The 14087-nt window shown below is 47.4% G+C and carries 15 protein-coding genes; 8 read left to right on the top strand and 7 right to left on the bottom strand.

The genetic code is table 11. From position 1 onward, the window contains the following. Positions 1-12: 12 nt before the first annotated feature. The gene (locus tag VJ249_08860) at positions 13-573 is read right to left on the bottom strand and encodes a TOBE domain-containing protein (GenBank protein ID HKZ94672.1); all 561 of its coding nucleotides are present in this window, start codon (positions 571-573) and stop codon (positions 13-15) included. 196 nt (positions 574-769) lie between these two features. On the opposite strand from VJ249_08860, the gene VJ249_08855 reads away from it, so the two are divergent. From VJ249_08855 to VJ249_08840, 4 genes are all read left to right on the top strand, one after another. Next, positions 770-1885: a DEAD/DEAH box helicase gene (locus VJ249_08855; GenBank protein HKZ94671.1), complete on the top strand. Its 1116-nt coding sequence runs from the start codon at positions 770-772 to the stop codon at positions 1883-1885. A gap of 114 nt (positions 1886-1999) precedes the next feature. Beyond that, complete coding sequence (locus tag VJ249_08850; GenBank protein ID HKZ94670.1) at positions 2000-2137, top strand: CxxC-x17-CxxC domain-containing protein; 138 nt, start codon at positions 2000-2002, stop codon at positions 2135-2137. Between the two features lie 95 nt (positions 2138-2232). Further along, a complete protein-coding gene (locus VJ249_08845; GenBank protein ID HKZ94669.1) occupies positions 2233-2376 on the top strand; it encodes a YHS domain-containing protein in 144 nt (47 codons plus the stop codon). A 46-nt stretch (positions 2377-2422) separates the two neighbouring features. Further along, positions 2423-3043, top strand: a complete 621-nt coding sequence (locus VJ249_08840) for an OB-fold nucleic acid binding domain-containing protein (protein ID HKZ94668.1) — start codon at positions 2423-2425, stop codon at positions 3041-3043. A gap of 239 nt (positions 3044-3282) precedes the next feature. On the opposite strand, the gene VJ249_08835 is transcribed toward VJ249_08840, so the two are convergent. Continuing rightward, positions 3283-3498, bottom strand: a complete 216-nt coding sequence (locus tag VJ249_08835) for a hypothetical protein (protein ID HKZ94667.1) — start codon at positions 3496-3498, stop codon at positions 3283-3285. A gap of 126 nt (positions 3499-3624) precedes the next feature. Here VJ249_08835 and VJ249_08830 point away from each other — a divergent pair, with 126 nt between their 5' ends. The 3 genes from VJ249_08830 to VJ249_08820 all read left to right on the top strand — a co-directional run bounded on the left by VJ249_08830 (position 3625) and on the right by VJ249_08820 (position 7191). Further along, complete coding sequence (locus VJ249_08830) at positions 3625-5565, top strand: acetoacetate--CoA ligase (GenBank protein ID HKZ94666.1); 1941 nt, start codon at positions 3625-3627, stop codon at positions 5563-5565. 252 nt (positions 5566-5817) lie between these two features. Next, entirely contained in the window at positions 5818-6435 is a 618-nt protein-coding gene (locus VJ249_08825; GenBank protein HKZ94665.1) for a hypothetical protein, read from the top strand. A gap of 249 nt (positions 6436-6684) precedes the next feature. Beyond that, on the top strand, positions 6685-7191 hold the full coding sequence (locus tag VJ249_08820; GenBank protein HKZ94664.1) for an Lrp/AsnC family transcriptional regulator: 507 nt from the start codon (positions 6685-6687) through the stop codon (positions 7189-7191). Positions 7192-7347: 156 nt separating this feature from the next. Here the strand turns inward: VJ249_08820 and VJ249_08815 are convergent, their stop codons facing one another. The 4 genes from VJ249_08815 to VJ249_08800 form a co-directional block, all read right to left on the bottom strand. Continuing rightward, positions 7348-10605 (bottom strand): GNAT family N-acetyltransferase, encoded by a 3258-nt coding sequence (locus VJ249_08815; GenBank protein HKZ94663.1) that lies wholly within the window; start codon positions 10603-10605, stop codon positions 7348-7350. A gap of 97 nt (positions 10606-10702) precedes the next feature. After that, on the bottom strand, positions 10703-11797 hold the full coding sequence (locus tag VJ249_08810) for an aminopeptidase (GenBank protein ID HKZ94662.1): 1095 nt from the start codon (positions 11795-11797) through the stop codon (positions 10703-10705). A gap of 77 nt (positions 11798-11874) precedes the next feature. Further along, the gene (locus VJ249_08805) at positions 11875-12597 is read right to left on the bottom strand and encodes an ERCC4 domain-containing protein (protein HKZ94661.1); all 723 of its coding nucleotides are present in this window, start codon (positions 12595-12597) and stop codon (positions 11875-11877) included. Between the two features lie 50 nt (positions 12598-12647). Then, the gene (locus VJ249_08800) at positions 12648-13067 is read right to left on the bottom strand and encodes a hypothetical protein (GenBank protein HKZ94660.1); all 420 of its coding nucleotides are present in this window, start codon (positions 13065-13067) and stop codon (positions 12648-12650) included. A 97-nt stretch (positions 13068-13164) separates the two neighbouring features. Here VJ249_08800 and VJ249_08795 point away from each other — a divergent pair, with 97 nt between their 5' ends. Next, positions 13165-13860 (top strand): dienelactone hydrolase family protein, encoded by a 696-nt coding sequence (locus tag VJ249_08795; GenBank protein ID HKZ94659.1) that lies wholly within the window; start codon positions 13165-13167, stop codon positions 13858-13860. Positions 13861-13900: 40 nt separating this feature from the next. On the opposite strand, the gene VJ249_08790 is transcribed toward VJ249_08795, so the two are convergent. Continuing rightward, complete coding sequence (locus tag VJ249_08790) at positions 13901-14056, bottom strand: hypothetical protein (GenBank protein HKZ94658.1); 156 nt, start codon at positions 14054-14056, stop codon at positions 13901-13903. Positions 14057-14087: the final 31 nt, after the last annotated feature.

Genomic DNA, 14087 nt, shown 5'->3' with positions numbered 1-14087 from the left:
AGTCCAGCTTGGCTATTCTTTGGCGATCATGATTTCTGTGGCTTTTATCACGGCTTCGACGTTGTCCCCTGCTTTTATCTTCAGGTCGTCGACTGCTTCGCGTGATATGAGTGCAGTGATGACTGCGGGTGTTTTCACTTCGAGTTTAACTTTGGCGATTATGTCGCCTTTTTCCACGGATTTGACTGTGCCTTTGAGTCGGTTTCGTGCGCTTATTTTCAATCCGGCTGCCACCCAGTATTCTTTGTCTTCGAGGACCTCGCCCACGTAGGCTTCGACTCGTTTGTATTCTTTGAGCAGGGCTTCGCCTAGGTTGGTCAGTTTGGCTCCGCCTCCGCCTTTTGTGCCGCCCTTGTGTGTTTCAACTATGGGTTCATCGAGTGCTTTTTGCAGTTTAGCTAGGTAGTTCCAGACGTATCGGTATGACATGTCTGCTTTTCGAGCAGCTCTGGATATTGATTGTTCGCTTCGTATTGCGTTAAGTATGTCGGCGCCGCCCTTTCCTAGCAGGGGTTCGCCTTTGAATTCAAGCCAGACTTTGGCTGTGGTTTTGTGTTTTTTTGGCGAGGTCATTGTAGGCTTGTTTTAGTGTTATCGGCTTATAAGTGGTGAGCATTGTGGATTGGGTTTTTGTGTGTGTTTGCGTGCTAAACCTTTTTATGGGAGATCGACGTTGAATGGTGTTGTCACATTGATCATGTAGTTAACGAGGCTTTTGAAAGCTTTTGGGAATGCATGAAGAGTTTTTGTGACAGGAGAAATGTAGAATATGAATATGCAAGTACAGTACTTTGCGGACTTGCCCTTGAGTGCGGAGACTATGAAGGGCATTGAGGAACTTGGGTTTGATAGTCTTTTTCCGATTCAGGCTCAGGCGATTACTCCGCTGCTTGAAGGCAAGGACGTTATTGGGCAGGCGCAAACTGGGACGGGGAAAACTGCGGCTTTTGGAGTTCCTATGATTGAGCGCCTAAACCCCGAAGTGAGAAAGATTCAAGGTTTGGTTTTGGTGCCGACTCGTGAACTCGCTGTTCAAGTTGCGGATCATATTGGTCGGTTTGGAAAATATACGAAGTTGAGAGTGTTGCCTGTCTATGGGGGAGAACCTGTTGAGAGGCAAGTGCGCGCGTTGAGAAATGGTGTCCATATTGTTGTGGGCACGCCTGGCCGCGTGATTGATCTGCTTGATAGACGCATTCTGGATTTGGCTTCGGTGAAGGTTGTTGTTCTGGATGAGGCGGATAGGATGCTCGATATGGGTTTCATAGATGATATTGAGATCATTCTGAGAAGGGTGCCGTCTGATAGGCAGACTAGTTTGTTCTCGGCGACGATAGATCAGTCGGTGATGAATGTGTGTAGCAGGTATCTGAAGAATCCTGAGATGATTCTTGTGAGTAAGGATGAGATTGCTCTTACGCAGATGAGCCAGTATTATTTGGTTGTGAATTCGCGTAACAAGTTTGAGACCTTGCGTAGCATTTTGGATGAGAATCATATTGGTCGTGCTATTGTGTTTTGTAATAGGCGTACGGACACGAGCATTCTGGCTGATGAGTTGAGGGATCGGGGGTATGATGCTATGGCGCTTCATGCTGGTTTCACTCAGTCTCAGAGAGATGTGGTTATCAAGTCGTTTAGAAGGGGCGAATTGAGGTTGCTCGTTGCAACTGATGTTGCTGCCAGAGGCTTGGACATTCATGGAGTTACTCACATAGTGAACTATGATGTTCCGTTGGATGCCTTGGTGTATTTCCACCGGATCGGTCGAACCGCTAGGATGGGAGGCGAAGGCACGGCTATTACGCTTGTGGGTTATGGAGAGATGACCGAGTTCAATAACATAAAGGCTTTGACCAAGACTACCATAGAGGAGATAACGTGACTTTGGGGGGAACCGTTTTTGTCAATGGATAGATTTAAGAGAGCTAGTCTTGTAATGAGGGTGTGCAAAAAAGAGATTTTTGCGCTAAACAGTTTAGGGAGTTGAAATGGTAGAATGTATAGAAGCGAAACGCATAAGGCAGTCTGTGCTGACTGTGGGCAGGAATGCGAAGTTCCGTTCAAGCCTGACGGTAGCAGACCTGTGTACTGCCGAGAATGTTATGCTAAGCGAAGACCCCCGAGAAGATATTAGGTTTACGTGGTTGTCTTTGTTTCATAAACCCTCTTTTTTACCACTAATCACAATAAGGAGTATGTGCACTTTAACATGAGGTCAAGGCTAGGATAATGCCAAGGGATCCGGTTTGTGGTGCAGTTCTGGATGACAAGTCTGCTAAGTTCAAGAAGACGTATGATGGTGAGACTTATTATTTTTGCAGTGTGACGTGTAAGAAGAGGTTTAAGAGGCATCCGTTGAAGTTTGTGAAGTGAGGCTTGCGGCGATGGAAATGGCTCTGGCGGGAAGGGTGGGATAGTGTTGCGGAATAAGGCGTCGCCTGCTGAGTACTTGGCGTTTCTGTCGGCTAAGTATGATGTTGATGCTGACGTGTTTTTTAATGCGTTGGTTTCGGCTGGGGAGAATCGGAGGTCGTCGTGTGGTAGTCTGTCTATTGAGTGTCGTCTGAGGCAGAAGGATAGAGTGGTTTTGTTGATTACGACGGGTTCTAAGGTGGTGGCGCAGTTTCCGGTTTTTGACGAGTTTTTGTTGAGGCAGGGTAACCCGATTAAGGATGTTGAGAACTTGGATGCGCTTTGTAGGCATCATTTCAGGAAGGATGGTAGGTCTGAGTTGCTCCTGATTAAAAACCTGCGGGTGGGCATGAAGAAGGTGAATTTGAAGGGTGAGGTTTTGGAGATTACGAAGCCGACGTTTGTGATTACGCGGTTTGGTAATCATGCTAGTGTTGCTAATGCGTTGATTTCGGATGAAACTGGGAAGATTAAGCTGTGCCTGTGGAATGACCAGATTAACTCTGTGTCTGTGGGCGATGTGGTTCAGATTGAGAATGCCCGGATTTCTACGTTTAGAGGGGAGCGGCAGTTGAGGGTTGGGAAGACGGGTTCTGTTCGTGTCGCTAGTGGCGTTGTCGCTAACTGAAGGCTCCGGCTGGACATTGCCTCTGAATAGGATAAAGTAATCTCGATGTCCCTGAAATCGCGGGAAGAGCTGTGTGGGCGTCATCGTCAAGCTGTTCCTAGTGACATCATCATCCAGCATGGCTGTTGTGCGGGGAAAGAGATTTCAGAAGAAGAAGGCGCCATTTCCCTTTAGCCTTCTTCTACCATGTTGAGTGTGTTGTGCGGCTGAAGCTGTATGGATGTCGTCGTCAGAGTGTTCTAAGTGACATCAACGAGTCTGCGCGTTGTTTCTTGGGGTGTGTTTGGGTTTTTGTATGGTGATTTGGGTTCTGCTTGCCCGCTGGTCTGTGTCAGGGCTTCGTCACTGGTTGGACCTGGCTTCGTCAAGGACGGCGTGTGAGGACCGGTTTCTGTTTCAGATGTTATTAACTCACGCTTAGAAACAGTAATAATACCGAGCTTGTTTCTGCCCAAGAGTAGTCTGCACCCACGTGTTTGTTTGCTTCTTCTTTTTTGGTGTATGTTAAGGGTTTTATGTTTGTGTTTTGCATAATTGCCCTTTCGGAGCAGGATGTGTCTGGGTTGAGGAAGCCGCTTTGGGTGCCTTCACAAGAACGGGTTAAGCAGGCGAATGTGACGAAGTTCATTGACGTTGTCAATAAGAGGCATGAGCTCAGGATTGGCTCCTATAATGACTTGTACAAATGGTCTATTGAGTGCATTCCAGATTTTTGGGCGGCTATGTGGGATTTTGCAGACATTAAAGCCTCGAGGAAGTATGATCATGTCGTCGACGATTTAACCAAATTTCCGGGCGCAAAATGGTTTGTTGGCAGTCGGTTGAATTTTGCTGAGAACCTGTTGCGGTATAGGGATGATCGTTTAGCGTTTGTTTTCCGTGGTGAGACGGCTAAGACAGCGAAGATGACGTATGCCGAGTTGTATCGTGTTGTGGCTAGGCTGGCTGAGTCGCTTCGGAAGATGGGTGTGAAGCCGGGTGATCGTGTGGCTGCTTACATGCCTAATTTGATGGAAACTGCCATTGCCATGTTGGCTACTACGAGCATCGGTGCCATTTGGTCTTCTTGTGGTAGTGAGCTTGGACCCGTCGCGGTTCTCGATCGGCTAAGTCAGATTGAGCCTAAAGTGTTGTTCACGGTGGATGGTTATCCGTACAAGGGTAAGGCGTTCAACTTCTTGCCTAATGTTGAGAAGATTGCTGGGGAATTGCCTTCGCTTGAGAAGGTTGTTGTTGTTCCGTACATGAGTGAGAAGCCCAACATAGGCAGCATTCATAAGTCTGTGGTGTACACGGATTTCCTTTCTCGTGATAGCCCGTCTGAGCTTAGGTTTGAGCAGGTGGATTTCAATCATCCAGTTTATATCATGTTTTCTTCGGGCACTACAGGTAAGCCAAAATGCATGGTTCAGGGTTGCGGTGTGCTCATCAATCATTTGAAGGAGTTGCAGCTGCATTCGGATGTGAAGCGTAAAGACCGTGTTTTCTACATTACATCGCCCAGCTGGATGATGTGGAACTGGCTGCTGGGTGCGTTGGCTGTGGGCGCTACGGTCGTGTTGTATGATGGAAACCCGAATTACCCTGACTGGACTGCCATGTGGCGGATGGCGCAGGATGAAAAGATTAGCATTTTTGGTTGCAGTGCCAGCTACATCAATTATCTGCGAAGTGTAGGCGCCAAGCCGGGCAAGGAGTTTGACCTCCCTGCTCTTAAAGAGATTAGTCAGACGGGTTCGCCTTTGTCAGCTGAAGGTTTCGAGTACGTTTATCGTGAGATCAAGGGGGATTTGCATTTCAACTCCATTGCTGGGGGCACCGACATCAACGGCTGCTTTGCCATTGGCACCCCGATTCAGCCGGTTTATGCTGGTGAGTTGCAGAGCCCAGCCTTAGCCATGAAAGTTAAAGCCTATGATGAAAAGGGCAAGTCTGTGGTAGACCAGCAGGCTGAGCTTGTGTGTGAAGCGCCTGCGCCTCCTATGCCCATTTATTTCTGGAATGACCCGGATGGCAAGCGGTACAAGGACGCGTACTTTAATGTGTTTCCGGATGTTTGGCGGCACGGTGATTGGGTTCTGTTTCACGGTGACACGGGCGGCATAACCTTCTTGGGTAGGTCTGATTTCACGTTGAAGCCATCTGGCGTGCGCATTGGACCCTCCGAAATCTACAACGTAGTAGAGAAGTTTCCCGAAGTAGCGGACAGCATGGCTGTGGGACAAGCGTGGAAAGGCGAGGAACGCGTCATCCTATTCGTCAAGCTAACGCAGGGTTACGGGTTAACTGAGGATTTGAAGAACAAGATACGAGTAGCGTTGCGGGAGCAGGCTTCGCCAAGACATGTTCCAGCCTTAATCATTGAGGCACCAGACATTCCCTACACATTCAACATGAAGAAAGTAGAGAGCTCAGTCGCCAACATCATCCACGGCAGACCAGTCACAAACAAGGATGCATTAGTCAACCCAGAATCATTAGCTTTCTATGAAAAAATCCTCCCTGAACTTCAAAGGGATTGACCGTTCAGAGTTGTACCACTGCTTACACTGCCAGAAATATCACCTACACGAATCTCAAATCGGTGAATAGTGGTGATTCGAGCAATCAGGCTTTTATGCCTAAAAACTCTAACCTATCTTCCACTTCCCAAACTGTAATTGTCATCTGCACAGATTCTACTGTTTCTGTATGTTCTTAAGTGTAAGAATTGCAGAAACGTTATAACGGAGCTAAAAAGAGCTAACTAGAATTGTGAAAGGTGCAGAAAATCAATGGCTACTGAAGACAGAAAAACACTGGAAGAAAAAATCGACTTTTTGATAGAAGAATCCGAGAAGACGAAGCAAGAGAGGAAGAAAGAGAAAGTTCTCTCCAGAGTTGATGGATTTTTCTACAGCCTCATCGCTCTTTCAACGTTTACTAGTGGACTAATAATTAGCCAACATGATTTTTTGACTGCTAAAGAGTCTGCTGGTTTGTTGTTTCTTATGGTAGCAGTCGTTTTTTCAATGCTGTTTTCTTTCATCATAGGTTTCAAAGGTATGTTGTATGATTCAATGAAGAACCGTATTCTCGCATGGTGTTTCCTGCTAGTGTGTTTGATATTCTATCCGACAGCACTATTTGTTTATGTGGCTAAAATTATCGTGCAAAATGAGACTGCAGTTCTTCTGATAGGATTGATTCTTGGGACTGCTACCGTTCTTGTTCAAGGACTCGTATCTAAGAAATTCACAAACTGGCTTGAAGCGAGACTTGCTTCTCTTCTAGGACAGAAGATAGATGTGTGGGGAGAAATCAAAGGGAAAATATTAAGCAGGTTCTTGTTAATCTACGTACTCTCTCTGGTAGTATCAATTGCCATATCTGCACTTATACAAAGACCCTAAACATCGTCACCCTGCTGAAAGACCTAGCTCTCCTTTAGAAGCTTTGACTCTTTCAGAGACTTCTTTGTCTCTCTGTCTGTAATTGTAATAGAGAGGTAATAGAGAGGGGGGAAGAAGGGGTAGAAGGAAGGGTTGTTGTTGTGATAGAATTTCTACCCAAACGACCAACAGGCTTTAACGAAGCCTAACGATTTTCCAAAAGCAATATGAAGTAGGACAGAGAACACATGAGCGATAAGAGCGATAACTATGAAAAGATCAAAAGATATCGACCACAGAATAGTTACCGAGTTGATAAAGAACTCCAGAGTGAGTGACAGGGAACTAGGTAAGAAACTGGGAGTCTCTCAGCCTACCATTTCAAGAAAGAGAGCAATTCTAGAGAAGGAAGTAATCGATGGTTATACGATAGTTCCGAAATGGGACAAGATGGGTTATCAAATACTCGCAGTGACTTTCGTCAAGATTAAACCAAGTGTTGCCACTGAGGAGAAATACCAGACTAGCCGGGAAAGGGGACTGAAATGGCTAATGAACCAGCCTAACGTCATTATGAATGCTGCATCGCGAGGAATGGGCATGGACGCTTTCAACATTTCAGTTCATAAAGACTACTCAGACTATGACGAATGGTTTCGCAACTTTAGACTCACATGGGGTGACCTAGTGGATGACATTGAGTCGGTTCTTGTAAATCTTCGCGGAAAAGAAGTCATAAAGCCCCTACATTTCAAATACTTATCAGAGGCAAAGTAACCCCATCGTAGTCAGCCTTCAGAATGAAGCCCTCGATATTCCTCCAATCTACAGTCTGTGGACAGAGACTTCTTGCGCGCACAAGAATGTCTACTGGGTAGGTCCTGCGCTTCTGAAAATCACTAATTTATATGATTCGTGATTCTGGCATAGTGCTCATGCTGTTTCACGAAGCATTCTTGAAAACTTGTCCATGGGTTCGTGGTCTGCACTGCTTAGAACTGCATAATCCTCCAGTTTACAGCTTTGCTTAGGCTGCAGTTGAACCCTTGACATGACTAGTAGTTCCAGCATGGTTTTCCCCACGTCCAACGAAAGTATCATTGACTTGTCAGTGTTCCCAGCGATCACGCCGAGACCCGTTTTCTGCTCCGCATTAGCTACTAGCGCCCATCCTTTCTCTGTTTGAACTCCGGCAACCGCTGGCTCTCCCGCTCTCCTGAACTGAAGAATCTTGCCGCCTCGTGGAAAGATCACATCGTTCTTGTAAAAGGTTCCTCCAACATTCGGAGAAATCCAGAGGCAACTGCTGAACATGAAACTCGCAGACGTAGGATTCTCAAACCTACGCTTAATCTTGATGATGTTGCTGAGTGGCAAAGTCAAATACGAAACCGATCCCACCACGCCCTTAATCTGCTCCTGCTGCTTCGACTCAAAAGAAAACTTGACTCCCTTCCACCGTCCTTCCTCAACCAACTCTGCCTCATACAATTCCTCATGGCTTTTCGACTTCGCAAACTCAAAGCCATCACCCAAAAAGAACGCCCTTATCCCACCCGTGTAATTCTCTAAGAACACCTTTGTGCCAACACGAGGGAAATTCGAACACAACTGATTCACAGCATCGCCTTTCGACAAGAAGTAGAGGCACCCAGCAAACTCTGCGCTCGCCTTGAACCGAAGCAACCCATTCGAAACTTTGAACACAGCCTTGTCCTCCTCCCTGCCTTGAGCAACCGACACAGCCCGCTTCGCACTGCGAGAGATAAGACAAACATCAAGAGGAAACCGAACCACCTGCCTATCGCTGTGGAAGGCGATATCTCCACTGTGAACGCCCATCTCAGCCTTGGAAGGCGGAAGCAAGGATACATTGGCAGTAAAAGGACTGTTCATCGCGACTTTCTTGACCTCAACCTTGGAGGGAACGATTTTCCAGCCTTTCGGCGGCGTCAAAACGACCTCGCCACTGGCTTCCTTGTTTCTAAAGTTCTCAACTCTAAGCTGAGTCTTCAGTTCAGCCTTGTCATACAACACGGTTTCAGTAAGCTGGACATTGAAGAGAGGCTTCGAATCGATCATTTCCTCATCCGGGCGAATTTTCCTCTCGACTAGGGATTGCCATTTCCTGCGAATGTTCTGCCAGCTTCCTCTCTCAATGACATAATACAGTTCTGACGTACAAGCGGTCTCGCCTGGCTTCACTTGACCCAGCTTATACTCGGGAGTCACAAGAGACTGCTCGCCAAATCTGATTTTGAAGAGTTTTTCAGGCGACCAAATCTGTCCAAAGCAGAAGTCCTGCGCCTCATTCTGATAACAAATCCACGATTCCCCATACTCCTTAGGGTCAGTGGGCAGATCTGACTCAGACACGGGAAACGCAATCATCTCATGCTCCACGACTTCCTTCAGCGGCACAACCATCCTGAACAGATTCCTCACAGAGCTTTGCCCACCCACACGCACATTCACATCATAGGCAACCTCAGGATTCAAGTTAACAACCTTGACCTGTTCCTTGATGAGCGAAGACCCAGCGTAGAAAGTCAACACCCGCATCATCTTAACACCCGGCTTATCCGGATGCAAACCCGAAAGAACCAACTCTAAGCCCTCAGGCTGCTTCACGATCTCATAACTGTAATCAATTGGCTTCACAAAGCCAAACGGCGGTCCGACTCCAAACCCGCCACGAAGCCACACATCCTGCCGCCCAGACAAAGCGTTCTTAAACGTAATATTCAACAGCGCATCCCGGAGCTGCACATGCGCAACAATGTCTTCATTTTCAACAATCACTACTCTTCCCGGTTCCCTCTTCTCTACCGAAGCAACTATGCCTCCAGGTCTCAAGCATTTGACATACAATTGCTCAGTCTTGGTGTCAACCGAAGCTCCCTTAACCTTGCCTCTTGCGCGCAACTCAAGAGGAATCACAGACGTAGGCTGATCGTCTCCAACTTTCATGCCGATGCTGAAGCCAGAATGACTCTTCGCTGGCACCTCCAATGGAAAAACAGTCTTGCCCAATGAAAGCCTACTGCCCTCGTCGACAACGAAAACGCTTCCACGGAAAGGCTCTTTCGAATTATTGAACACGTTGACATGAATTTCGCCCGCTGTTCCAGGAGTAACAGTCAAAGTTTCTGGAAAAGTCTTAAACTCAAGCAGTGGCAAGATGCGCATGCCGATTTCAAACGGAACCAACTCACCATTGATAATCAGGCTTGCTTTGACTGTTTTCTGTTTCCGAGAAGCCTCAGGAGCCTCAGTCTGCGGGTTAACCGTGAACTTAGCGCTCAACACTCGAGACGCGCCGCTCTCAACCATGAACGACTCCGACGGATGAACTGTAACGTCAAAGCCCTCGAACCCAGACAAGAACAATGAACCATGCATACTGCTCTTAGTGTCGTTTGCAACCTCTATGAGGAGTTCATGTTCCAATCCGGCGATTACTTTATGATCCTTAAGCCTGCACATAACTCGCAGATGCTTACCTTCAAGAGTCCGCTCCACTCCCACGATGCCGCGACCATACCTGTCCACCCACACTTTGAGATTATCCTTACCCTCAGCGAATTCATACGGAAACACTTCCATTTCCTCAAGCCTAAACTCGTCGGGAACAAGCTCAAGCTTCCGCACCTGCGACGAATACCAATCGTGCTTCTTGAAGAACTCCCGCGCCAAAGGAAAATTCAAAATCCCCGGAACAAAGTCCTGCATGTAAACGCTTGTCTCCGGAACCCAAAACATGCCAGACTTCTTGTACAGGGGCACCGCTCGCATGTTGCCCGCCCACGTGTTCAAATCAACCCGTATCAAGCCATTGTCAGCTGCAATCTGAAGCGCCTTAAGAATCATAGCTTTTCCATGACCTTTAGCCAAAAAATCCGGATGAACTCCAAACACCCCAATGTAGGCAGCTTCGGCATCTTCACCATGAGGATGAAGACTACAAATGCCAGTGAACTTGCCCCTATGAGTTGAAATCAAAATGCTGATGCTCTTCACTCCCGCAGGAAAAGAGCTAAGCACTCTCTCTGCCGTGAACGGCACGCCACCAGTGAAACCTCCAGGCCACAAGCCTTCCTTGTCAAAGGAGTTGAACAGCTCCGCTAGCTTCTTGGCGTCAGCCTTCTGAAACGCAACGATTTTCGGAACAGATCTCCCCTTTTCATTCATTCTGATGGACCTTCAGAGCCGTTAATGCGATTCGAAACAGCGAATCGGCTTCCTCTAATGCAATACTTAACAACAAAAATCTATCGGTGCAGACAAGCTAGATTACGAAATGTCCCTTTTCGTAGATGAGCTGCTTGTCAGCGTAGATTTCTCCTTTCTTCATGTCCTTGAGAATGTCCCAGTGAATGCTCGACTGATTCTTGCCGCCTGACATCGCAATGGATCTGCCCAAAGCCATGTGCATAGTGTAGCCCATCTTCTCATCGAAAAGCATGTTCTTAGTAAACCTGTTAATACCCGCGTTCGTGCCAATAGCTATCTCACCAATTCTCTTCGCGCCTTCATCAGTCTTCAGCAGTTGTTGAAGCAGGTCTTCGCCTTTCGCAGCCTTGGCTTTCACCACCTTGCCATTGTTGAAAGTCAAGGTTATGTCCATGATCTCTCTACCCGCATAAATTCCCGGATACGTGAACCTGACCTGTCCCTGAGCCGAGTTCTCGATGGGTCCGGTGAAGATTTCACCGTCAGGCATGTTAATGTGCCCATCACAGTTGATCCACGTTCGCCCTTTAACATTCAGCCTCAGATCAGTGTCCTCGCCAACGAACCGTACGTTCTCAGCTTTGTTGAGAAGTTGAACCGTTTTCTCTTGCCTTTTTGAGAGATTCTTCCATTCTTTAACTGGATCCGGCTTGTCCAAGAAGCAGGCTTTACCCACAAAATCCTCGTACTCAAACAGAGACATCTCCGCTTCTTGAGCAAACGCCAGCGTTGGAAAAGGTATAATTGCCAAGCCGCCGATTTTCACGTGTTTTGCGTAAAGCTCAGCTACTTCTCTTTGAGACACCATCATTCTCTTAATTTTCTCCGCGGGCACACCCGATAGCCTTTTTACATTTGTTTCTGCGAACACTTTGATAATCCCGTCAATTTCCGTCATGAAGAACTTGTCGAATGGCGACACGAAAGTAAGCTGTTCCTCGCTAGCATGTGCAAAGTGTAACTCGGCTAAGCCATCCATCCCTAACTCCGTTATTGGATATCCGCCCCTCAAGAGAACATGCTTATACAACTGCTGCAAGAGCGGCGCAGCCACAACGTTTCCCATAATGCCAATTTTCTTACCCTTAGAAACAGGAAGACAGTATTCCGTGGTGAGTTTAGCCAGTTTCTCAACAGCGAACGAGGACAACTAGTCTTTCACCTGCAGATCTGATTTTCAGAGGATCTGTGTTCATAAAGGTTTGCCGTCGATAAGCTTCTGGATTATCATTCTGTCTTCTTCTCCGCTTGCGTGAACGGCGTGTTCAAGACTTGTTTGACTTTCTCCGTTATGATCGGCCCGAGCCCATAGGCGTCTTTCTTCCAGTTATCCACGTTTAGAAGGGCATTCATAGGCGTCTGATATGACTCAAGCAGCGAAACGGCTTTCTCACGTCCTATGACAGGTAAGCTAGCCAGAAAGAACACCTGCTGGTCTTGAAGAGTCTCATTCGGCTTAATCGGATGGACAACCGGCGCTCTCTTCTCCACAATCTGCTCCTGCTTAGCTGCAACGTAGAGGAAGTCAATGGTTTCCTTGTAGCTGTTCGTGTGAATCATGTTGATACCCTGCTTAGCCAACGCGAACATGGCGCCCCACACAGACGCGGGCTGTATCCGGCTGAATCGGTAAACGATGGGCAAGTAGCCTTCAATCAGAATGAAAGGCTTCACGTAGACCTCTTTCAACCTGAACAACTGCTCAAAAAGAAACCTTCGCGTCAACGTGTACACAAAGTCATGAACTGTTTTACGTTCAATGGCAACCTGATCTGAAACTATGTAATCGCCTTTCTGCAAAGCTTCCAACCGAATCTCAGCACCCAACTCAGTCAATCCTTTGACGATTTTGGGCGCACTGCTCGCCTCACGCGTATCAACGATAATGATCGGCTTATCGGTTTTCTCCGGTTCCTTCAGAAAGGGTATGAGGGTTTCTGTACCAGACATAGACATCAACATTCCTGTACCCTGTTATATATTGTGCGTCTTTTGTCTTTCTAGACGCTGCCCATAGAATCCACCTCAGCCAAGGAGGCGCGTTTGAAACGCCCCAACGAGTAACACAGCAGATCCTTCGCCAACTGCTCATTCTCATGACACAAAGCCCTCAGACTCTCCAGTCCGACAGGCTCAAAGGAACGAATCTGGCATTCTTGCGCCAACCTTTCACACTTCTCCTTGACTCTGGCGCTGTTCAGAATCAGGGAATCAATAAACCTGTCAAGCTGTTCCATCGCCGAGTTCAGTTTCCCAGCGTCGGCGTCAGTTCTCACGTAGCCTTCCTTACTTATGTGCAGTTCAAGATCGTCTATCCTCTTTTTTAGGAACGCCACTGTTTTGACAGCTTCCTCGTGATCCTTTTTCAAATTTCTAATCGCCAAGTCAACCTGATTCTGAAGGTCGCTGACTTCGGGCACCTTTTCCCTTCCTTTGCCTGCGCAGCTACCAGATACTGGCTGCTAAACAAGGATTTTAAAGCTTGGTAAACATCAATGAGTGGACAGTGAAGCCATCATGGACACAACCTCATTCATAGTGGAGTTTCACGGCGGAAACCCTACGCAAGCAACTCTGGGCTTACTAGCTAGACCCAAAACAGCTGACAAGTACCCCGCCGTAATCGTTATTCATGAAATCTGGGGACTCGTCGACCACATTAAAGATGTTGCCACTCGACTGGCACACGAAGGCTACGTAGCCCTCGCAGTTGATCTCTTTGACCGCAAAATCGTAACAAACCTGGAAGAAGGCCGAGAACTACGCCAAAAACTAACTGAAGAAAAAAACCTAGGAGACCTGAACGGCGCCTTTAACTACCTCAAAACCCTCGAATACGTGAAACCAGACCATATAGGCAGCATCGGATTCTGCATGGGAGGCGGCTTCTCACTGCAACTGGCCTGCCGCAACCCCGAACTCGCAGCCGCAGTCATATTCTACGGCAGAAACCCCACGCCAATCGACCTAGTCAAAGGCATCCAATGTCCAATCCTTGGCAACTACGCAGGAGCTGACATGGGCATTACAGAGCAGGACATAAACCTCTTGAAGCAAGCGCTCGCCAAACATGGAAAGCAGTTTGACATCAAAGTATATCCGGGTGCTCCACACGCGTTCTTCAACGATACGGGAGAACGCTACAGACCTGAGGCAGCGAAAGACGCTTGGGAAAGAACACTAACGTTTTTCAACAAACATCTGAAACAATGAAACACTCTCATTGAGACAAATCGCGCACTATCCAGACGTGTCACTTCTTCGGTCGCGGAATGAAGTAGACCATGACTGCACTTATCACCACGCCAATGCACACCACGATTATCCATGGCGACTTCAAGTAGCCGTTCAGAAGAAGTAACGCTATAGCCATCCACACTAGGATGGCAGAGACGGTTCTTTTCTGCACCTTCTCAACCTTGTCCTTTCAGTTCAGCTAT

The organism is Candidatus Bathyarchaeia archaeon (genome assembly GCA_035283685.1).
Classification (GTDB): Archaea; Thermoproteota; Bathyarchaeia; order Bathyarchaeales; family Bathyarchaeaceae; genus DATETJ01.
The sequence above is the reverse complement of the archived record's forward strand: the minus strand, read 5'-3'. Positions and strand labels throughout refer to the sequence as shown.

Bases quoted from the DNA above. Each gene is read 5' to 3' on its own strand.
- VJ249_08850 (HKZ94670.1), top strand. From the start codon at position 2,000: ATGTATAGAAGCGAAACGCATAAGGCAGTCTGTGCTGACTGTGGGCAG.
- VJ249_08820 (HKZ94664.1), top strand. From the start codon at position 6,685: ATGAAAAGATCAAAAGATATCGACCACAGAATAGTTACCGAGTTGATA.
- VJ249_08825 (HKZ94665.1), top strand. From the start codon at position 5,818: ATGGCTACTGAAGACAGAAAAACACTGGAAGAAAAAATCGACTTTTTG.
- VJ249_08805 (HKZ94661.1), bottom strand. From the start codon at position 12,597: ATGTCTGGTACAGAAACCCTCATACCCTTTCTGAAGGAACCGGAGAAA.
- VJ249_08855 (HKZ94671.1), top strand. From the start codon at position 770: ATGAATATGCAAGTACAGTACTTTGCGGACTTGCCCTTGAGTGCGGAG.
- VJ249_08860 (HKZ94672.1), bottom strand. From the start codon at position 573: ATGACCTCGCCAAAAAAACACAAAACCACAGCCAAAGTCTGGCTTGAA.
- VJ249_08795 (HKZ94659.1), top strand. From the start codon at position 13,165: ATGGACACAACCTCATTCATAGTGGAGTTTCACGGCGGAAACCCTACG.
- VJ249_08845 (HKZ94669.1), top strand. From the start codon at position 2,233: ATGCCAAGGGATCCGGTTTGTGGTGCAGTTCTGGATGACAAGTCTGCT.
- VJ249_08815 (HKZ94663.1), bottom strand. From the start codon at position 10,605: ATGAATGAAAAGGGGAGATCTGTTCCGAAAATCGTTGCGTTTCAGAAG.